This window comes from Streptomyces sp. NPDC001796, from assembly GCF_042892355.1.
GTDB lineage: Bacteria > Actinomycetota > Actinomycetes > Streptomycetales > Streptomycetaceae > Streptomyces.
On the sequence record NZ_JBIAUC010000001.1, the window covers coordinates 410927 to 430129 of the forward strand.

A 19203-nucleotide genomic window follows, 5' to 3' on the forward strand; every position below is an offset into this window, starting at 1 on the left:
CTAGAGGCGACAAGAGGCGTACGACGTGCGGGAGTTCATCGTCGAGGCGGACGGCGGTTCCCGGGGCAACCCGGGGCCCGCGGGCTACGGCTCCGTGGTGCGTGACGCGGCGAGCGGCGAGACGCTCGCGGAACGGGCCGAGTTCATCGGCACGGCCACGAACAACGTCGCCGAGTACCGGGGGCTGCTCGCCGGGCTGCGCGCGGCCCACGACCTGGACCCGGGTGCGCGGGTACGGGTGCGGATGGACTCCAAACTGGTCGTCGAGCAGATGTCGGGCCGCTGGAAGATCAAGCACCCGGCGATGAGACCCCTGGCGACGGAGGCGGCCGCGGTCTTCCCGCCGGGGCAGGTCACCTACGAGTGGATCCCGCGCGAGCAGAACAAGCACGCTGACCGTCTCGCCAACGAGGCGATGGACGCGGGGGCGCGGGGGGAGCGGTGGGAACCGGCCCGGTCGACGGCTCAGTCGGCTGCCGGCACCACCGGCCCTGAAGCGGCAGGTGCGCCGGGGGACGCGAGCGCGGGCGCGGCACGGGCGAGGGCGGCCCTGGCCTCCGCAGGGTCGGCGAAGGCCCCCGTGGGGTCGGCGAACACCCCCGCAGCGACGGCCCCCGCGGCCACGGTGGAGCGGGAGGCGGCCGACATCCGGGCCGCTCGCAATGTCGCCTCCGCGCCGCCCGACCTCGGTGCGCCCACCACCTTCGTACTGCTGCGGCACGGAGAGACCCCGCTTACCCCGCAGAAGCGGTTCTCCGGCAGTGGGGGCAGCGACCCGGGTCTCTCCGGGGTCGGCCGACGGCAGGCCGGACTGGTCGCCGAGGTGCTGGCCGCGCGCGGGACCGTCCAGACCGTCGTCTCCTCACCCCTCGCCCGCTGTCGCGAGACGGCCGACGTCGTCGCGGCCCGCCTAGGGCTGGAGGTCGGCATCGAGGACGGACTGCGCGAGACGGACTTCGGCGCCTGGGAGGGCCTCACCTTCGGCGAGGTCCGCGAGCGGTACCCGGACGACATGAACGCCTGGCTGACCGACCCCGAGGCCCAACCCACCGGCGGCGGCGAGAGCTTCGCGGCCGTCGCCCGCCGGGTCGCCGTGGCGCGGGACAAGCTGCTCGCCTCCCACGCGGGCCGCACCGTCCTGGTCGTCTCCCACGTGACGCCCCTCAAGACCCTCGTATGCCTTGCCCTCGGCGCGCCGCCCGAGGCCCTGTTCCGCATGGAGCTGTCCGCCGCGTCCCTGTCCGCGGTGGCGTACTACGCCGACGGCAACGCGAGCCTGCGCCTCCTCAACGACACGTCGCACCTGCGCTGACCGGCGGTCGCAGCCCCGCCGCCTCCCGGGCAAGACCCTCGATCCGCGCCCAGTCCCGCCCGGCGATCGCATCCTCGGGGACCATCCAGGTACCGCCGACGCAGCCGACGTTGGGCAGGGCCAGGTACTCCGGGGCGTTCGCCGGTCCGATGCCGCCCGTCGGGCAGAAGCGGGCCTGGGGGAGCGGTCCGGCGAGCGACTTCAGGAACGCGGTGCCACCCGCCGCCTGCGCCGGAAAGAACTTCATCTCCCGCACGCCGTGCTCGAGGAGCGCCACTACCTCCGAAGCCGTCGACACCCCAGGCAGGAACGGCACCCCGGAGCCCTGCATCGCCGCCAGCAGCCCGTCCGTCCACCCAGGGCTGACCAGGAAACGCGCACCGGCCGCCACGCAGTCGACCACCTGCTCCGGCGTGATGACGGTCCCGGCCCCCACGAACGCGCCCGCGACCTCGGTCGACACCGCCCGGATCGCCTCCAGACCGGCCGGCGTGCGCAGCGTCACCTCGATCGCGGGCAGCCCACCGGCCACGAGCGCCCGAGCGAGCGGCACTGCGTCGGCGACGTCCTTGACGACGACCACGGGGACGACGGGCGCGAGATCGAGCACCGGGTGGGCGGAGGCCGCGGGGGACGGGGGCAGGGGCGAGGTCATGGCCGTCATCCTGCCCACGAATAACAGCATGCGCAAAGGTCGTTGCACATGCTGCAACGCCATCCCTGCCGGCGGATGGCCGGTCAGTGGATCTCGGTCACCACCACGTCCAACGACCACGGCCTCCCCGCCCGGCCCGGCGCCTCGGCCTCCACCGCGTACCCCAGGTCCCGCAGCGCCTCGACCAGCTCCGCCGGACCCTTGGGCGCGACCCCGGCAGTCAGCAGGGCGCGGACGATCCGCCCCTTGGTCGCCTTGTTGAAGTGGCTGACGACCGACCTCTTCTCCACCCCGTCCACGACCTGGGAGTGCAGCACCCGCACGGTCGCCGTACGCCCGGCGACCTCGCCCTTCGGCTTCCACGCGGCCGCGTACGCGGAGGACCGCAGGTCGAGCACCAGACCGTTGCCGGCCGCCTCGGGCAGGACGGAGGCCATCGGCGTCCGCCAGTACGCGCCGAGCGCCCCGAGTCCGGGCAGCTTCACGCCCATCGAGCAGCGGTAGGAGGGGATGCGGTCCGTGACGCGGACGGCGCCCCACAGCCCGGAGAAGACGAGGAGCGACCTGGCCGCGCGCCGCTTGGCGGCGGTGTCCAGGGAGGCCAGGTCCAAGGCGTCGTACAGCACGCCGGTGTAGATCTCCCCGGCGGGCCGCGCCCCCGCGCTCCGCAGCCCGGCGTTCTTCGCGGCCTCTCCGCGCAGCCCCTCACTGAGTCCGAGCACCTGGCTCGCCTTCTCCACGTCCCCCGCGCACAGCTCGACGAGCTCTCCGAGCACGGCCTCCCGCGCGGCCGTCAACCCCGGCAGGGACAGCGATTCCAGCTTCAGCGGGGCACCGCGTCCGGAGGGCGCCTTGCCTTCGGAGGGCGGCAACAGGACGAGCACGGGTCTTCTCCTTGAACCGGGTGGAGGGGCCTGCGCCAGGTTACGGGGTCACAGGGTCACGGGGTCACCGGGTCAGGGGCTATGGGGTGCGGGGTGCTGTCGGCGGAGCGCCGCCCCCAGCCGATCAGGCTCCTGGGCGTGGAACCGGATCAGGTGGACGTCCCTGCGCCGACCCAGCAGTGAGACGTGGGTGACAGGCGTCTTCAGTTCCAGGGTCACCGTCGTCTGCGCGCCCACAGGGAGGTTCAGCTCGCCCTCGCGCGGCTCGTGGGTGGCGCGCAGCTCGCGCCGGACCGTCCCGATGTGCTCCAGCGGGACGGTCAGGTCGACGTGCGCGGCGCGGCGCAGGCGCAACGCGGTGGGCGTCAGGACGTGCGGACGGGTCACCGACGCCGCGTGCAGGCCGACCACCATCAGTACGGTGTAGACGTCCAGGACGAGCGCGATGCCGTGCGCCACCGGCCAGTCCCGCAGCAGCACCGCCGACCCGGCCGCCTCCACCACGCACACGAAGGCCAGTCCGAACAGCAACGCGCCCTCCCCACGCGCGTACCCATAGACACATCCCTCGCCCGTGGCGTGCGTGCGGCGCGTCGCCCAGTGCGCGATGCTCGCCAGCAGCCGGAGTTCGTGGCGGAGCAGGGCGAAGGGGATTCTGATCGCGGCTCGTCCGGCACCGGCACTCATGGGGCCGGCGTTCATGTCCGGCCCTCTTCGGCGTGCCGCAGGGCGCGGCGGATCGCCTCCGCCTGGGCCGGGGACAGGTCCGCGTAGAGGGCCCGCAGAAAGCCGTGGTCGTGGTCGACGCCCTCCTCCGGGATCAGCCCGTCGGGCATGCAGGCGACGACCGCGCGGACCGCCTCGTCCACGCGCGGATCGTCCGGGGCGGCGTCCGCCAGCGCGTCGAGCAGGGCGTACGCCTCCCGCGCCCGCTCCACGGCGCCCGGATCTCCGAACGCGCTCCCCAGCGCGGCTCTGAGCCGCTCCTGCTCCTCCGGTTTCGCCGCCGTCTCGATCAGTGCCATCACCTCACGGTCCTTGGCCGCCATGGGGGAGTCCACGAAGGCCTCCATCCCTGCGAACAACTCGGCCAGTTCGGGGGAGACCGGGCCCTCGGCGGGCAGGCCCTTTTCGCGGAGCGTGCGCAGCCGGGAGCGGCGTTCGCGGATCGCCGCCTCCTGGCGGGCCAGGTCGTCGTCCAGCTCGGCCAGCACCTCCGCGAGGTCACGGCCGGCGTCCTGCGCGAGGACGTCCCGCACTTCCGCGAGGCCGAGGCCCAGCTCAGTCAGCCGCCGGATCCGGGCCAGGGCGACGGCGTGGCGCAGGCCGTAGTCGCGGTAGCCGTTGGCGAGCCGGTCGGGTTCGGGCAGCAGCCCGAGATGGTGGTAGTGCCGCACGGTCCGCGTGGTGACGCCGGCGACCGCGGCGAGTTCTCCGATCCGCATGGGACCAGTACAGACGTTGACGTCGCGGCAGGGTCAAGGGAGCGGCTCGGCGTCTGACGACCGTCGTGAACGTGTGCCACGATCGAGGGAAGGTTCCCGATCTCACGGCCAGGTGATCAGCCGATGTCCCATTCTGGCGAGCGACCGAAGGAGGGGCGTGACATGACCGCCATGGCCCATGAGCCGCTCACGCAGGAAGACGTCCTGCTGGAGGGCTTCCTCGCCCTGGACACCCCGGAAGGCTTCCGGGCGGAGCTGATCGAGGGGGAGATCGTCGTGACACCGCCGCCGGACGGGGACCACGAGGACTCCATCAGCCAGATCGTGAAGCAGGTGATCAGGCGGTCCCGGACCGACATGGATTTCTCCGGGAACAAGGGCCTGAAGCTGCAGAGCGGAGGCGGCTGCCCGAAGGACCATGTGATCCCCGACGGCACGTTCGCCCCTGCGGAGCTGCGGCTCTACCGAGGCGCGGACCCGTGGATGCCGTGTGATGGCGTTGCCATGGTCCTCGAAGTGACGTCGACCAGGCCCAACACCGACCGTCGGGCGAAGCGCCGCTGCTACGCCCGTGGCGGCATCCCGCTGTATCTACTGGTGGACCGCGAGGCATCGTCGATCACCTTGTTCAGCGATCCGGAGAAGGACGACTACCGCGAGCAGCGCACCCGTCCCCTCGGCAAACCGCTCGCCCTCCCGGAGCCCTTCGCATTCGAACTGGACACCGGCGACTTCCTCTGATCCCATCAACCCGGGGGGTGGGTGATGGGCGTACGGGAACAGGCCAGGTGGACCAGGGCACGGCTCGGCACCGGCGGTCCGCCCCTCGACCTGCTCACCGCCCGCTTCGACCAGCACCGCTACGCCCCGCACGCCCACGAGGAGTTCACCATAGGCGTCTGCGTCGGAGGCTCCGAGGTCATCGACTACCGCGGCGGCCACATCCGCACCGGTCCCGGCACCATCGTCGTCCTCGACCCCGGCGAGACCCACACCGGCGCCCCCGCCACCAGCACGGACGGCTACGCCTACCGCGCCCTGTACGCCGACCCCGCCCTCCTCTGCGACGGCGTCCTCGGCGGCCTGCCGCACTTCCGCGAACCACTCCTCGACGACCCCGAACTGGTCGCCGCCCTGTGCGCCACCCACACCGAACTCAGCGCCTGCCCCGACCCGCTGGAAGCCGAGTCCCGCCTCCCGTGGCTGCTCACGGCCCTGGCCCGCCGCCACTCCACGGCACGCCCGGTGCCCGACACGATCCCAGGCGCCGCCTCGGTCGCCCGCGCCGTCCGCGACCGCCTCGCCGACGAACTCCTCGCCCCGCCCTCTCTCGCCGGCCTGGCCGCCGACCTGGGCATGTCCCGCTACCAGTTGCTGCGCGCCTTCCGCACGGAGATGGGTCTGCCGCCGTACGCGTGGCTGGCCCAGTACCGCGTGACGAGGGCCCGCGGCCTGCTGGAGACCGGCCTGCGCCCGGCGGAGGTCGCCCCCCTGGTCGGCTTCGCCGACCAGGCGCACCTCACGCGCTGGTTCCGTCGCGTGCTCGGGGTGACCCCGGCGGCGTACCGCAACAGCGTTCAAGACGCAGCCTGAGGCCGGGCCGCACACTCACCGCATGACTGCACGCGGCTGGTTCCTCTTCTCCCTCATGGGAGTGATCTGGGGCATCCCCTACCTGATGATCAAAGTGGCGGTGGACGCGGTGTCCCCCACCATGGTGGTGTTCACGCGCTGCGCACTGGGCGCCGTGCTCCTGCTCCCGTTCGCGGTACGGCAAGGAAACCTCACCCGGGTCGTACGGACCCACTGGCGCCCCATGCTGGCCTTCGCGTGCATCGAGATCGTCGGCCCCTGGCTCACGCTCACCGACGCCGAGCGGCACCTGTCCAGTTCCACGGCGGGCCTGCTGATCGCGGGCGTCCCGATCGTGGGCGTGGTCGCGGCCCGGCTCGTCGGTGACGCCGAGCGCCTGGGCGTACGACGGCTGACGGGACTGGCGCTGGGCCTGGCCGGCGTCGGCGTCCTCACGGCCCCGCACCTGACCGGCGGCGACGCGCGTTCCCTGGCCGAGGTGCTGCTGACGGTCGTCGGCTACGCAACCGCACCGCTGATAGCGGCCCGCCACCTCAAGGACGTCCCCACGCTCCAGCTCATCGCGCCCTGCCTGACGCTGGCGACGCTGGTCTACGCCCCCGCTGCCGCGGCCACCTGGCCGGCCACCGTCCCCTCCGCCCAGGTCCTGGCCGCCCTGGCCGGCCTGGGAGTCATCTGCACGGCCGTGGCCTTCGTCGCCTTCCTGGAACTGATCAAGGAGGCGGGTCCGACCCGTGCGACGGTGATCACGTACGTCAACCCGGCCGTCGCGGTCGCGGCGGGCGCGGCCCTGCTGGACGAGCCCCTGACGGCAGGCATCATGATCGCCTTCGCGTTGATCCTGGCAGGCTCGGTGCTAGCGACGGCGGGCCCGGCCGTGGCCACGGCACCGAAGCGGGCGCCGCGCCCGGTACCATGGTCCACACGGCAGACGAGCCGGGCGGACGGCCGCGTGGAGTCCCCCTGACGGGGCGCTCCCCGAGGAACGTCCGGGCTCCACAGGGCAGGGTGGTGGCTAACGGCCACCCGGGGTGACCCGCGGGACAGTGCCACAGAAAGCAGACCGCCCAGCGCTCAGGCGTTGGGTAAGGGTGAAACGGTGGTGTAAGAGACCACCAGTGCCCAGGGTGACCTGGGCAGCTAGGTAAACCCCACCCGGAGCAAGGTCAAAAGGAGCGCTGTAACAGGTGCTCTGCGCGGACGATCGAGGGCGGCCCGCCCGAGTCCGCGGGTAGACCGCACGAGGCCGGCGGCAACGCCGGTCCTAGATGGATGGCCGTCACCGGGAGGCTCGCGAGGGCCTTTCGGGACAGAACCCGGCGTACAGCCCGACTCGTCTGCCACTGTCTGCGGCTTTGATCGGGAAAAGGGCCTCCGACCTTGTCGGAGGCCCTTTTCCGTGTTTCAGGGGCTTGCCGCGTGACGGCGCGGCCCGAGGCGGCCCCGCAGGGCCTACCTCTCCAGGAAGGCGAAGAGCTCTTCCCAGCGGTCGGTGATGTGCTTGGGCGAGTAGCGCTGCACGGATCGGCGGGCCTTTTCGCCCATCGTCTCCCGCAGCTCCTCGTCGGACATCAACCGCACCAACCGCTCGGCGAGTTCGGTGGTGTTGCCGGGCCGGGCCAGCAGTCCGTCCTCACCGTCGGTGATGATCTCGTGGACGCCGGGCGCGCAGTCGAACGCGGCACACGGCAGGCCGAAGGCCATCGCCTCGAGCAGGGCGAGCGGGAAGCCCTCACCGCGGGAGGAGAGCGCGAACACCGAGGCCTGCCTGAGCGCCGCGGGCACGTCGTCGGTCTGCCCGGCGAAGTCCACCGAGTCGTCCAGGCCGAGCTCGGCGCACCGCTGCTTCAGGGCGGCCTCCTGGTCGCCGGTGCCGTGCAGGCGCAGCACCCACCCCGGCTGCTGTCGCGAGGCCTCGGCCCAGGCGTCGAGCAGCATGTCGATGCCCTTCTCGTGGGAGAGCCGGCCGACGCTCAGGACCACCTTCTCGGTGCGCTCGGACGTCTCCTCCGTCGGGGCCAGCGGCAGCGGGTTCGGCATGAAGCCCACGTTGTTCATGCCCTCGACGGCCCAGCGGTCGGCGTCTTCCTGGGTGAGCACCAGCAGCCGGTCGACGTCCTTGTAGTACGTCTTGACCCGCTCGAACCGGGAGGATTTCTTCGACGTCTCGAAGGCCTCGTGGCTCATGCCGATGACGATGTGCCCGGCGGTGTCCGCGAGGGCCACCCACTCCATCGCCCACACCTGGGTGACGATGATCACCGCGCCCGGCCCGGCCGCCCGGAACATCCGGGTGAGCTTGTCGGCGGCCGCCTGCATGTGCCCCTCGGCGCGGCGGACCGCCGGGTCCAGCCGGCCGAGCTTGAAACGCGGCTTGGGGCGGCTCGGCGGTCGGCGGGCATACAGGGTCGCCGTCTCGAACGGCGGGTCGCTCAACTCCATGGGCGCGTGCGGCGGCGCTATGCCGACGACCTTCACCCGGTGGCCGCGCTCGGCCAGCAGGCGGGCCATCTGAATCTGCCACCGGCCCACGCCGCCGAGCTCGTTGACCTCGTTGCCGACGAAGAAGATGTCACGCCGGGTCATCGGGCCTCCCTCGCGTCACCGAAGAAGCGGTCCACGATCTGTGCAGCCGCGTCGCCTCGGTCGTACTCACCGTACTTGTCCACGAATTCCTTCAGCTGCGCCCCGTACCGGGACGCGGCCTCGTCCAGCTCCGCCACGGCCGCGAACAGCTCCTCCTCGGTGCGGGCCACCGGACCCGGTGCCTCGTCGAGCAGGTTGAAGTACGTGCCGCGGACGTCGCCCGCGTACTCGTCCCAGTCGTAGGCATAGAAGAGGATCGGGCGTTGCAGCAGCGCGTAGTCGAACATGACGGACGAGTAGTCGGTGATCAGTGCGTCTGCGAGCAGCATCAGCGGGGTGACGTCCGGCTCGTCGGTGACGTCGATCACCCGTCCGGCCACCGATGGCGGCAGGGCGAGCCGGTTCAGGTAGTGGGCCCGCACCAGCAGGACGCAGTCCTCGCCGAAGCGGTCGGCGAAGCGCTCCACGTCGAACGGGAACTCGAACTCCCGTAGGCGGCCTTCCCGGTTGGCGCGGAACGTGGGCGCGTACAGGACCACCCGCTTGCCCGGTGCGATGCCGAGCCGCTGGGCCAGTTCTCGTACGGCGGGATCCCGGGTCTCCGGGGTCTGAGCCGCGCGCACCAGGGCGTCGTTGCGCGGGTAGCCGGTGCGCAGCAGCTTCTCGTCCGGGATGCGGTAGGCACGGGCCAGGGTGCGCACGTCGTGCTCGCCGCGCACCACGAAGTGGTCGAAGCGGTCCAGCGCCTCCTGGTAGACGCGCTGTTCCTGCTCGGACGTCACGCGCAGGGAGGGCTCGTCGAAGCCCATCCGCTTCAGCGCCGAGCCGTGCCAGGTCTGGATGTACGTCGTCTCCGGCCGCTTGGGCAGCCGCAGCGGGAAGCCCTGGTTGTCGATCCAGAACTCCGCCTGGGCGAGCGCCCTGAGATACGGCCACGACCACCGGCGCACCAGCTGGACGTCGGCGGGGAAGCCCTTGGGCTTCTCACCGGCATACGACCAGATCGGCGTGATGGGTGCGCCGCGCCGGCGCAGCTCCTCGTAGATCGCGCGCGGGCTGTCGCTGTACTGCCGGCCCAGGTGGCTCTCGAAGACGACCGTGCCCTTGCGGACCGGCAGGAGGCGCAGCATCCGGCGGTAGATCTGAATCTTGCGCTCGCCGGAGTTGAGATCGCGGTGCACGGCCCGCAGGGAGCGGTAGGCGCCCTTCGCGGCGCGGGCGGGTCGGCCGTGCATGTGGCGGTCGACCAGGGCACGTCCGTCGCGGGCGGCCTTGCTCTCCTGGGTGAGCTTCAGGGCGAGGTGGCCCTTGGCGGAGGCGTGCGCCTGCATGCGGTCGGCCGTGAAGCGGGTCAGCCGCGGACGGACCGGGACCAGGCCGGCGTTCTCCAGGTCGACGGTGCCGACGGTGAGCCGGCTGGTCGTGCGCGTGCCGTCCGCGGTGAGGTGCAGCCGGACGTCCCAGACCTCGTCCACGACGCCCAGCGGGCGCAGCCGGCGCTCCAGCGGCACGTCCGCGCGCCAGGTGATGACGTCCCCCTCGTGCCGTACGTCCTGCACGGGGAAGTGGAAGGTCTGGAGGCTGCGGCGACGGGCCCGGAACTCCAGCTGGGCGGTGAGCCGTGCCTCGGGGGCGATCGTGTGCAACGGGTTGACGATGCCGCCCGACAGTGTGACGTCGCCGCCGTGTACCTCGTAACCGGTCAGCAGGTTGCGCAGGACCATGGCGTCCAGAGGCTTGGCGTGCAGCCCCAGCAAGGTGACGTCCATCACGGCCCGGCCCTGCGGATCGTCGAGGTGCTCGGCGCACCAGTAGACCCGGCCGTCGCGCACGACGAGCGGGGTGGAGATCTTGTTCCGGTTGATCAGCGTGTCGATCGCCGGCATGAGGTTCGGCCAGTCCTCCCGCAGCAGCAGGTAGGCACAGATGGCGTGGACCCGGTCCAACTCGTCGTAGGCCGCCTGCGGGAAGTCCTGGACGTAGCCGCGCGCCAGCTCGGCGAAGTGGTGGCGGTAGCCGTCGTCGAGGAACGGCAGGTCGCGCAGGTACAGCACCAGGTCGTGCTTGAGGAACTTTATGTCCTTGCGCAGCTTCAGCTCGTCGTGTCCGAGCCGGTCCAGGATGGCGTCGATCCGGCGGTGGATCTCGACCCGGTCGGCGAAGTTGTTGATCTCGTGACGCCGGTTGCTGATCGACTTCGCCTGCGTCTTCTCTACGACGTTCCAGTAGTAGATGGTCTGCGGGATCAGCGTGATGCGCTTCGCCGCCAGGTATGCCTGCGCGGAGAACAGCAGGTCCTCGTAGTGGATGCCGCGGGGGAAGGCCAGGCCGCCCTCGACGAGGAAGGAGCGCCGGTAGCACTTGTTGGTCGAAAGGGTGTCGAAGACCATCAGATCCGGCAGCTCCGCCACCGACTCAAGGGTGCGGGTCTCCCGGTACAGCCACGGGTACCAGGGGACGCGCTTGTCGTGCCGGCTGTCGGTGTGGACGCGGACGCAGAGGCCGGAGACCAGGTCGGCGCCGGTGCGGTCGGCGGCCTCCAGCATGTTGCGGCAGGCGTTGGGATCCAGTGTGTCGTCGCTGTCGAGGAACATCACGTAGCGCCCGCGGGCGACGGCGATGCCTCGGTTGCGGGGCTCACCGCAGCCGCCGCTGTTCTCCTCCAGCCGGATGGCCCGGACACGGCCGGGATGAGCGGCGGCAAGCGAGCACGCGACCTCGTAGGAGTCGTCGGTGGAGCAGTCGTCGGCAATGACGACCTCCACGTTCCCCAGCGTCTGGTCGAGAACCGACCGCACGGCGGTAGGCAGGCGCTGGGCATCGTTGTAGACGATGACCACGACACTGATGTCGGGCACGCCTTCCGATTCGACGCCTGACTGCGGGGTAACTATCGACACGGCCACCTCTCGTATGGCTTTCGGGATCTCAGCCTGTTCCTGGGCGCGACCAGGGGAAAGGCCGGGCATGCGTCTCGGTGCGAGACACACGATCCGCGGTGCAGGTTGTGCTTGCGTTCATGTGGCAGGAACCCTATCGTTCCATAATCATTCGCCGGGGCAGGAGCCGGGCGGCCGTAAATGATCAACAAACCGTCGTGAATCCACCTGCCCGGAGTACGAAAAGGGCATGCCCCTCGCGGGGTGAGAGCCGCGTGCGGAAGCGGTGCCGGGCCGTGCGGGGGGACGCTGAGGCACAGGCGGCCACCGACGTGATCAGCTCGACACCGGTACGCCGATCGTGCGGCAGGACGTCAGGATGCCACCGGCGCGCGGCTGAGGCTGTGGACCGTCGAGAAGTGCCGGCCTGCGTCACCGTGGGCGTGCCAGAGCCCCTCACTGCATTCGGCGTGCATCAGATCCAGCCACGCTGAGCGGCCTTGATCCCGCCTTGAAGCGGCTGGAGGCGCCGCAGCTTCTCCAGGGGTGCTGGAGTGACCCTGTCGCGCGGGTGCGCGCGTGAGGTGGCAGAAACCAGGTGGCGTAGATCCCTCGAACCCGGCGCCCGGCGGTGCCGCCCAGGTCTGCGTCCCCGGGTCGCCCACGGCACCACCTTCTGCGCCCAGGGCCTCCGCACCGACCAGTGGCGGCACCGTTCCCGGCGGGTCCGGCGCCTCGGCCACGCCTTCGCAGGTCGCACCCTCGCAGGCCGCAACGCCGGATGGGCACGGTAGCGGCCAAGGGGACCACGAAGGCGAGGACGGTGACCGTTCCGAGGACGGCTGACTCCCCAGGTCCATCTTGCGAAGCCGTTCGGCGTACGGGAGTTGGTGGCCCGCATCCGCGCTGTCACCCGGCGCACCGGCACGTTCCCGGCACTGCGGGGCGCCGTTGGAACACCGGCCGTACCAGTGCCGGCATCGTCGGAGCAGCAACTGGGATCTCTCCACATCGACCGGCGCACACGCCAGGTCAGGCCGTCGGGGCGCGAGATCGTCCTGACGCCGCGCGAGTTCGACCTGCTGACCTACCTCGCCCAGGATCCAGGGGCCGTGTATTCCTGTCAGCAGATCGGTCCAGCGGTCGCGCCGGAAGGTGAGCAGGGGACGGCGGGCGCGGGCTATCCGGCGTGGATCACGACGGCACGTGGTGTCGGCTTCAGCCTCACCGTTCCCGTTCAGTGAGGAAGTAACGCGCCGTGCCCCCGGCTTGCTCGGCGCGCAATGTCCACGATGTGCGGTGACCTCGCACCGCGGGTTCGAATCCCACGCCCTCCGCATGGGGTCCCTGACCAGCAACTGTGGTCAAGGGCCCCTGGCTTGCCAGACTCGGGCGCTGTCCGTGACCGACCACTCTTGTCCGGTGTTGACCGCCCCGACTGGCACACATTTGGCACGGGGCCGGCAGCGCCGCCTCGGCGTGCCTGATGGCCTCGCGCGCAGTGCAGCGTGATCGAATAGGGCATGGCATCGTCTTGGACCGGTAAGCGGGTGCGCCTGCGCGCTATCGAGCCCGATGACTGGAAGGCGTTCGCGCGCTTCGCGGACGATGGCGGGCGGCGAGTGGGCCGCTTGGAACTGCCGCGGTCCGCCGAGAGCTATCGTGCCTGGGCGAAGGAGCAGGCCGTTGCCCAGTGCGATGACGACCGTTTCCGGTTGGCGGTCGAGACGACGGCCACGGGGGAGTTGGTCGGCGCGGTCGGCTCACATCGCACCGGTCGTTGTTCGGGCTGGTTCGAGTGCGATGTCATGATCGGCGCCAGCCACCGGCGCAAGGGCTATGCGGCGGAAGCCGTGGTGCTGTTGCTGCGCTTCATGTTCGCCGAGCGGCGCTATCACAAGTGCCTGGCGGCGGTTTTGGCCCAGAACGAGGCGTCGTTGGCACTTTTTCGTCGGCTCGGCTTCACCGAGGAGGGGCGCTTGCGGGAACACGTTTTCTTCGCCGGCAGGCATCACGACCTCGTCATGATGGGCGTGCTCGCCGACGAGTTCGACCGGCGACACACGATGAGCGGGCCGTGAGCAGATCGTCCGGGCGTGTGCGGAACGGTACTCGGACCTGATCGACGTTCGCTGTCGCGCCGGCCGGGCCGTCCGCGGCGCGACCTTGCAACTGCCCTCGGCTGCCGCGTCAGCCGTCACCCTGCTCGATGTCCAGATGGATCGGACCCCGAAGCACGGGGCTGGGCCGGTACGGTGGTGGGTCGGCGACCAGCCTGGGGCGGTCGAGCCGGCGTACCAGCTCGGTCAGCGCGATCTGGGTTTCCCGCCGGGCCAGCGGGCCGCCGAAACACAGGTGGATGCCGCTGCCGAACCCCAGGTGCTGGTTGTCACGCCGATCCGGGTCGAAGCGGTCCGGATCGTGGAAGCGCTTCGGATCGCGGCTGCCTGAGGCCAGCATGAGCATGATCCGCGAGCCCTGGGGGATGACGGTGTCGGCGACGGTGATGTCGCCGTACGCCGCCCGCCAGGGAATGATGTGCACGGGGGGCTCGTAGCGCAGCAGTTCCTCGACCAGCGGCACGACGAGGCTCGGTTCGTCGCGCAGTCGCTGCAGCACCTGCGGGTGGCGCAGCAGCGTCAGCATGCCGTTGGTGATGAGGTTGACGACGGTCTCATGGCCGGCAATGAGGAGCAGTCTGGCGGTGGCGACGATTTCGGCGTCGGCCATCCGACCGTCGGGCCCGTCGTCGTTGGCCAGCCGTGAGAGCAGGCCGTCGCCCGGCCGGCCGTGGCGCTGTTCCACCAGCTCGCCGAGGCACTGGCGCAGGTCCTTGCGGGCCTGTACGCCCTTGTCCAGTTTCTCCCTCGGGTCGGTCTCGGGGTTGTAGTCGATCGAGTTCATGATGTCGTTCACCCAGAGGTGGAACCTCGGCTCGTCCTCACGTGGCACGCCGAGCAAGTGACAGATCACGGTCACGGGCAACGGGAAGGCGAAATCGTCGACGACGTCGATCTGCTCCTTGCCCGCCAAACCGTCGATCAGGCTGCCGACGGTGGCGGTCAGGAAGCCTTCAAGTCCGGTCACCAATCCAGGGGTGTGTGGGGGGCCGAAGTGACGCATCGCCATACGCCGCAGGCGATCGTGCTCGGGCGAGTCCATGTGGATGAACGACGCCGTGACCCCTTCCTCGGCTGGGGGCATCGGCGGACACGACAGATTGCGCAGGTCGGAACTCAGATGCGGGTCGTTCAGTATGTTCGTGATCTCGCGATAGGTGCTGATGACGTAGCTGCCGTCCTCCTGCCGGGCCACCGGCGTCTTGCGCAACTCGGCATACAGCGGGTAGGGGTCGGCCCGGGCGGAGTAGTCGAAGATCCGTTGCAGCGTGCCGGGCATGTGGGTCGTGGTCGTCCGGCCTTCCTCCTGCCGGTGCTGGTGCACGGCCGCGACGCGGCGCTCACCCGGGGCGTGGCCTGTGACGACCGCCGTGGCTTCCTGCGCGAGCAGGGCGGGGCCGGGGAAGTCGACGGGCACCGGTTTCATGCCGGGCGGCTGGTCCGGCGTGGGGCAGGGGGGCGGGAAAGGTGCGGCCGTCTCGATCAACCGTCGGTAGTGGTCCAGCCACTTGCCGTTGTTGAAGCTCACGGCAGCCGTGACGCGGCCCCGATAGCCGTATGCGGTGACGAAACGGTGGTCGTGCAGCGATCCCTGGGTGACGACCATCTCGTCGGCGAAGGTCGGCACGCCGACGGACTTGATGTTGACGCCGAACTGGATCGACCAGAACAGCGGGACGGACAGGTGGGACCGGCTGTCCGCCTGGGCACTGACCATGTTGTGTGCCGCGACCTCTGCCTGCTCCACGGCGTTGGCCCAGTGCTCCATTGAGATGAGCCGGTATTCGTAGATGGGGTTCGGGCAACGTGCCACGTCTCCTGCGGCGAAGACGTCGTCGGTGACGCGGCCATCGATGTCGAGGGCGCGGCAGCCCGTGTCACAGGTGATTCCCCACACGCCCGCCGCCAGTCCCGACCCCCGCAGCCACTCGGTGTTGCGAATGCTCCCCAGTGCCACCACCGCCACATCGGCGTCGACCGTACTGCCGTCGTCGAAGTGAGCACGGCAAAACCGTCCCTGCGCGTCGCCCTCCAGCCGGGCGACCTTGACACCGCACCGCAGGTCGACGCCGTGAGCGCGCTGCATGTCGGCCGCAACCTCGCCGATCACGGCGCCGAGCGCACCGACCAGCGGGGCCGGCGCGAGTTCGGCGACGGTCACCGGGATGTCCCGCTCGCGGCAGACGGAGGCGATCTCGGAGCCGGTGAATCCCGCACCGATGACCAGCACCCGGGAGGGCCCTGCGGCGAGGGCCCGCTGCAGGCTCTCGGCATGCTCTCGCGTACGTACGACGAACACTCCGTCCAGGGCCGCCTCGGACTCGACGAGCCACGGCCGGGCCCGTACTCCGGTAGAGATCAGCACCCGGTCGAAGGGAACCTCGCGTCCGTCGGCGAGACGCACGTGGTTCGTCGCGAGGTCCAGCCCGCTGGCGGGCACCCCCAGCAGCCACTCCGCATCGATGCCACGACGGCGGGGCAAAGTGGTGCCCCCGGCCGGCACCCACCCGGTCAGTACTTGCTTGGACAGAGGAGGCCGGTCGTAGGGCTCACCCAACTCGTCACCGATCATGGTCAACGATCCGGTGAAACCCTCGTCTCGCAGAGCCTCCGCGGCCCGCAGCCCCGCCAGCGAAGCCCCGACAACCACGATGCGGCCATCGCGCTTGAACGCACGCGGGATGTCGTCACCGGTCATGACGGCGACGCCCCCGCCGGAGCGTGCCGCCCCTCCAACCGGTCGACCAGGATCGCCTGGACCGGGCAGGCCGCCGCAGCGCGGAGCACCTGCTCGCGCTGGGCGTCGTCGGGGTTCGGGTCGTACACGAGCGCTTCCTCACCGTGCATCCGGAACGCCTCCGGAGCAAGGAACGCGCACTGCGCATACCCCTCACATCGGGAAAGATCAACGACGACTTTCACCCCGACCTCCACAGGGAGTGGGAGCTGCAGACCCTCACGTTGAGGCGGTCTGTCACCGAAGGCAGGACTGCCCCCGGCCGCGCACGGTGGCACGCAGGTGCAGGCCGGGGGTTGCGAGACCTTCGAAGGTGGTGACCCGGTAGCCGGGTTCCGGGCCGGGTGGCTCGCTCAGGTGGTAGCGGTGGGCGGTTTGCGCGGTCAGGACCGTGAGCACGGCCATGGCCAGGGCAGCTCCCTCGCAGCTGTGGGGCCCGGTGCCGAAGGCGAGGAAGACCCCGGGTTTCGCCGGAGAGCACGAATCGTCGAGCCAGCGTTCGGGTCGGAACCGGTCGGGCTCGGGGTGTTCCCGTGCGTCGCGGTGGGCGGTGTAGGGGCACACGAGAACGGTGGACCCGGCGTCGATGGTGTAGTCGGCGAGCTGGGTCCGCCGCGGGGCGCGCCGGGTCAGCAGCCAGCTCGGGGGGTGTAGCCGGAGCACTTCGCGTACCAGTGCCCGAGTGTATTGCAGGCGCTCGAGGTGGGTGCTGGTCGTCGCGGCCGCGTCTGCGGGCAGGAGGGCGGCTTCGGCCGCGATTCGGTCCGCGGCCCGGGGGTGGCGGGCCAGGTAGAGCAGGATCCATCCGGCTGCCCGGGAAGGTGTCTCGAAGGTGGCGACGGTGACTCCGGGCAGAGTGTCGAGGATGGCCCCTTCCGGCAGTGGGCCGTAGCGGCAGGAGGGGCGGAGCATCTGTCCGAGCACGTCGTCACCGAGCCGGCCCGATGAACGGCGCCGGCGGACGATGGGCCGCAAGGCGTTGATGAAGGCGACCTGTTGCCGGGTGCGGAACCGCCGAGCCGGTGTGGGGACCCAGCCCGGCCATACCCAGCGCGTGGGGCGAACGAGCACCTCCCGGGCCACGAAGAGCTGCCGCGCGAAGGGCAGCAAGGTGGGAGCGTCTTCGGAGAAGAGGTAACGCACGCCGACCTCCGCCAGGACCGACCGGACCAGGGGCAGAATCTCCACGTCCCGGCCCGTGGGCCACTGGTCGGCAAACCGAACGGTCCCGGACGCGATCTCACCGATCCGGGCCGCAACCGCCTGCGGACGCAGCCCGCGCATACGGGCGGCGCGCGCGTGCGCACGCTCCTCGGACGTCGACGCGCCGCCGGCCCGCTTCAACGGCGGGAAGAGGGGCGAGGGCGGCTTGGGGAAGTCCTGCACACGGTGCAGGACTTCTTCACACGGCCCGGCCGTGGCGGCTACGTAGACACCCGGCTCCAGCTGCCAGACGTCCCCGCACTCGTCAGAGCCACGGCGCGCCAGCGCCAGCCGGTCACGGCTCCAGGCCGCAAAGTTGCCCTCGGGCAACCGCGGCGGCTCATTCACTCGGCCCATGAGACCGCCCCTGACGCTCGTACCTGTCCGGGCCGATATCGTCGGCAGCACGGCCGGGAGCCGACGGGCGCCCGGGGCGCCCGGCAGCGCGGTCACGCCTTGTCGGCGGACGTACCCCAGTCGTGGGCCCCATACGCACCGTAGTTGCGACTGAACGACAACTTGGCGAGCAGCCTGGCGATCATGATTCACTCCTCTCGCCTGTCTTCAGACTCATATGTGCTATTTTTGCACATTTCGTGTTTCAGGGCCTCGGCGTGGATGTTTGAGGACGGCGGTCACCGCCAGGGGCAGTAGCAGTCACAGCCCCAGAAGCTGCCGGGCTTCGGTGCGCGAGGAGAGGCGTGGCATGTGATCAGCCGCCCTCGCCGTCGGCCTTGCCTCCCCGGGGAGCGCCGGCCCGAGTGGAAGCAGAACGCGGCGGGCCGGTGATCAGAAAGCCCACGAGCGAGGTCACAGCGCCGACGGCCTCGGCGATCGCGCTGCCGGTCCTCTTGGGCCCCCAGAACGGCTCGTACATGTTCGGCAGCGGACCGAGAGCGCCCACGTTCACGAATCCATAGAGCAGCACGGCGCCCAGCGCGGAGACGGACACCAGGAACGCGAACACCCACACCGGCCGCCGGCGACCGAGCAGCAGGACCAACAGCGCGGCCAGCGACGCCACGGCGGCTTCGAGGCGGAACAGCGTCCCCTGACTGATCTGACGCCCGACCAGATCGTAGGGGGCGGCGAGGTTGGCGTGCACGTAGGCGTCCACGGCCAGTGCGGCCGCAGTCACCACTTGGAGCAGCACCCGGACCACCGTGTGGCGGCGCGGGCGGTCACCGGGTCCGGGAGCCATCGCTACTGCCCGACCGCGCTTGCTGCGGCCCTGCCGGGCGCCGGGGACGCCGGGCCGTTCCCGCCGACCTGGAGGTGGGTGTCCATGGCGAGTTCCTTGTGCTTGTCGATGGGACTCGGACCCCGGTCAGGGCCGGGCCGAACTGCTGGAGCGCGCAGTGGCAGCGGTCAGCACGGCGAGTGGCAGGAACCGCAGTCCGGCGCTGGCGCCGCGTGGGAATTCAACAACGTGCACGACCATGTTTCGGGGCCTTTCTTCCGGGACGAGACTGGCCCAAGTTCCCGATCACGCCAACGCCGACACTCGCCCAGCACGGGCCGTCACCTGGTCGGGCGAGGATGTGCCCGGTGCACGCCCCACATCCTTCGACCCTGCGGGCCACGGTCGAGCACGGCTTCGCGAGCCTGAAGACCTTCCGGTCCTGACCAAGGTGCGCATGCCGCGTCACCCGACCGCGCTGGTGCGGGCCCTGCATGTACTGACGGACCACCAGGTAGCGCATGACGGACGATTTCCACGCGACGATCACATTCCTTCGGGGTGAGGGTGAGCGGCTGACCGTCGAGGGTGACACCCCGAGTGCGCCGG

Annotated in this window: 15 protein-coding genes, 1 other RNA gene and 2 pseudogenes; 7 read left to right on the forward strand and 11 right to left on the reverse strand. The window is 70.7% G+C overall.

Annotated elements, in window-relative coordinates:
- Positions 1-25 precede the first annotated feature (25 nt).
- A complete protein-coding gene (locus ACFYZE_RS01830; protein WP_388986992.1) occupies positions 26-1312 on the forward strand; it encodes a bifunctional RNase H/acid phosphatase in 1287 nt (428 codons plus the stop codon).
- Here the strand turns inward: ACFYZE_RS01830 and eda are convergent.
- The 4 genes from eda to ACFYZE_RS01850 form a co-directional block, all read right to left on the reverse strand.
- Complete coding sequence (gene eda, locus ACFYZE_RS01835; protein WP_388986995.1) at positions 1287-1967, reverse strand: bifunctional 4-hydroxy-2-oxoglutarate aldolase/2-dehydro-3-deoxy-phosphogluconate aldolase; 681 nt, start codon at positions 1965-1967, stop codon at positions 1287-1289. The genes ACFYZE_RS01830 and eda overlap by 26 nt on opposite strands.
- Positions 1968-2050: 83 nt before the next feature.
- Positions 2051-2851: a peroxide stress protein YaaA gene (gene yaaA, locus ACFYZE_RS01840; RefSeq protein ID WP_388986998.1), complete on the reverse strand. Its 801-nt coding sequence runs from the start codon at positions 2849-2851 to the stop codon at positions 2051-2053.
- A 72-nt stretch (positions 2852-2923) separates the two neighbouring features.
- Positions 2924-3553: a hypothetical protein gene (locus tag ACFYZE_RS01845; protein WP_388987000.1), complete on the reverse strand. Its 630-nt coding sequence runs from the start codon at positions 3551-3553 to the stop codon at positions 2924-2926.
- The gene (locus tag ACFYZE_RS01850; RefSeq protein ID WP_388987003.1) at positions 3550-4296 is read right to left on the reverse strand and encodes a MerR family transcriptional regulator; all 747 of its coding nucleotides are present in this window, start codon (positions 4294-4296) and stop codon (positions 3550-3552) included. The genes ACFYZE_RS01845 and ACFYZE_RS01850 overlap by 4 nt, the downstream gene beginning before the upstream one ends.
- A gap of 162 nt (positions 4297-4458) precedes the next feature.
- Here ACFYZE_RS01850 and ACFYZE_RS01855 point away from each other — a divergent pair, with 162 nt between their 5' ends.
- The 4 genes and pseudogenes from ACFYZE_RS01855 (at position 4459) to rnpB (ending at position 7229) form a co-directional block, all read left to right on the forward strand.
- Positions 4459-5037 (forward strand): Uma2 family endonuclease, encoded by a 579-nt coding sequence (locus ACFYZE_RS01855; protein ID WP_388987006.1) that lies wholly within the window; start codon positions 4459-4461, stop codon positions 5035-5037.
- A gap of 24 nt (positions 5038-5061) precedes the next feature.
- On the forward strand, positions 5062-5889 hold the full coding sequence (locus tag ACFYZE_RS01860; protein WP_388987009.1) for a helix-turn-helix domain-containing protein: 828 nt from the start codon (positions 5062-5064) through the stop codon (positions 5887-5889).
- An 85-nt stretch (positions 5890-5974) separates the two neighbouring features.
- Positions 5975-6691, forward strand: a pseudogene (locus ACFYZE_RS01865) (DMT family transporter); the annotation flags it as partial.
- A 130-nt stretch (positions 6692-6821) separates the two neighbouring features.
- An RNA gene (gene rnpB / locus ACFYZE_RS01870) (RNase P RNA component class A) lies at positions 6822-7229 on the forward strand.
- A gap of 112 nt (positions 7230-7341) precedes the next feature.
- Here the strand turns inward: rnpB and ACFYZE_RS01875 are convergent.
- Positions 7342-8475, reverse strand: a complete 1134-nt coding sequence (locus ACFYZE_RS01875; protein ID WP_388987012.1) for a glycosyltransferase family 4 protein — start codon at positions 8473-8475, stop codon at positions 7342-7344.
- Positions 8472-11333, reverse strand: coding sequence for a CDP-glycerol glycerophosphotransferase family protein (locus ACFYZE_RS01880; protein ID WP_388987015.1), 2862 nt, complete (start codon positions 11331-11333; stop codon positions 8472-8474). The genes ACFYZE_RS01875 and ACFYZE_RS01880 overlap by 4 nt, the downstream gene beginning before the upstream one ends.
- Positions 11334-12244: 911 nt before the next feature.
- Between ACFYZE_RS01880 and ACFYZE_RS01885 the strand changes: the two genes are divergently transcribed.
- Together ACFYZE_RS01885 and ACFYZE_RS01890 are read left to right on the forward strand one after the other, a co-directional pair.
- On the forward strand, positions 12245-12598 hold the full coding sequence (locus tag ACFYZE_RS01885) for a winged helix-turn-helix domain-containing protein (protein ID WP_388987018.1): 354 nt from the start codon (positions 12245-12247) through the stop codon (positions 12596-12598).
- 306 nt (positions 12599-12904) lie between these two features.
- On the forward strand, positions 12905-13435 hold the full coding sequence (locus ACFYZE_RS01890; RefSeq protein ID WP_388987021.1) for a GNAT family N-acetyltransferase: 531 nt from the start codon (positions 12905-12907) through the stop codon (positions 13433-13435).
- A 109-nt stretch (positions 13436-13544) separates the two neighbouring features.
- Here ACFYZE_RS01890 and ACFYZE_RS01895 read toward each other — a convergent pair whose 3' ends face one another.
- From ACFYZE_RS01895 to ACFYZE_RS01915, 5 genes and pseudogenes are all read right to left on the reverse strand, one after another.
- The gene (locus tag ACFYZE_RS01895; protein ID WP_388987921.1) at positions 13545-14753 is read right to left on the reverse strand and encodes a cytochrome P450; all 1209 of its coding nucleotides are present in this window, start codon (positions 14751-14753) and stop codon (positions 13545-13547) included.
- Between the two features lie 51 nt (positions 14754-14804).
- Positions 14805-16172 (reverse strand): annotated as a pseudogene (locus tag ACFYZE_RS01900) (NAD(P)/FAD-dependent oxidoreductase); the annotation flags it as partial.
- Entirely contained in the window at positions 16169-16396 is a 228-nt protein-coding gene (locus ACFYZE_RS01905; protein ID WP_388987024.1) for a ferredoxin, read from the reverse strand. The pseudogene ACFYZE_RS01900 and the gene ACFYZE_RS01905, both read right to left, overlap by 4 nt.
- A 52-nt stretch (positions 16397-16448) precedes the next feature.
- Positions 16449-17771, reverse strand: coding sequence for a cytochrome P450 (locus tag ACFYZE_RS01910; RefSeq protein WP_388987027.1), 1323 nt, complete (start codon positions 17769-17771; stop codon positions 16449-16451).
- 355 nt (positions 17772-18126) lie between these two features.
- Entirely contained in the window at positions 18127-18615 is a 489-nt protein-coding gene (locus ACFYZE_RS01915; protein ID WP_388987030.1) for a hypothetical protein, read from the reverse strand.
- Positions 18616-19203: the final 588 nt, after the last annotated feature.

Excerpts from the sequence above, each read along its gene's own strand:
- ACFYZE_RS01860 (WP_388987009.1), top strand. The coding sequence starts at position 5,062 with ATGGGCGTACGGGAACAGGCCAGGTGGACCAGGGCACGGCTCGGCACC.
- ACFYZE_RS01895 (WP_388987921.1), bottom strand. The coding sequence starts at position 14,753 with ATGCCCGGCACGCTGCAACGGATCTTCGACTACTCCGCCCGGGCCGAC.
- ACFYZE_RS01850 (WP_388987003.1), bottom strand. The coding sequence starts at position 4,296 with ATGCGGATCGGAGAACTCGCCGCGGTCGCCGGCGTCACCACGCGGACC.
- ACFYZE_RS01845 (WP_388987000.1), bottom strand. The coding sequence starts at position 3,553 with ATGAACGCCGGCCCCATGAGTGCCGGTGCCGGACGAGCCGCGATCAGA.
- ACFYZE_RS01855 (WP_388987006.1), top strand. The coding sequence starts at position 4,459 with ATGACCGCCATGGCCCATGAGCCGCTCACGCAGGAAGACGTCCTGCTG.
- ACFYZE_RS01910 (WP_388987027.1), bottom strand. The coding sequence starts at position 17,771 with ATGGGCCGAGTGAATGAGCCGCCGCGGTTGCCCGAGGGCAACTTTGCG.
- ACFYZE_RS01915 (WP_388987030.1), bottom strand. The coding sequence starts at position 18,615 with ATGGCTCCCGGACCCGGTGACCGCCCGCGCCGCCACACGGTGGTCCGG.
- ACFYZE_RS01875 (WP_388987012.1), bottom strand. The coding sequence starts at position 8,475 with ATGACCCGGCGTGACATCTTCTTCGTCGGCAACGAGGTCAACGAGCTC.
- eda (WP_388986995.1), bottom strand. The coding sequence starts at position 1,967 with ATGACCTCGCCCCTGCCCCCGTCCCCCGCGGCCTCCGCCCACCCGGTG.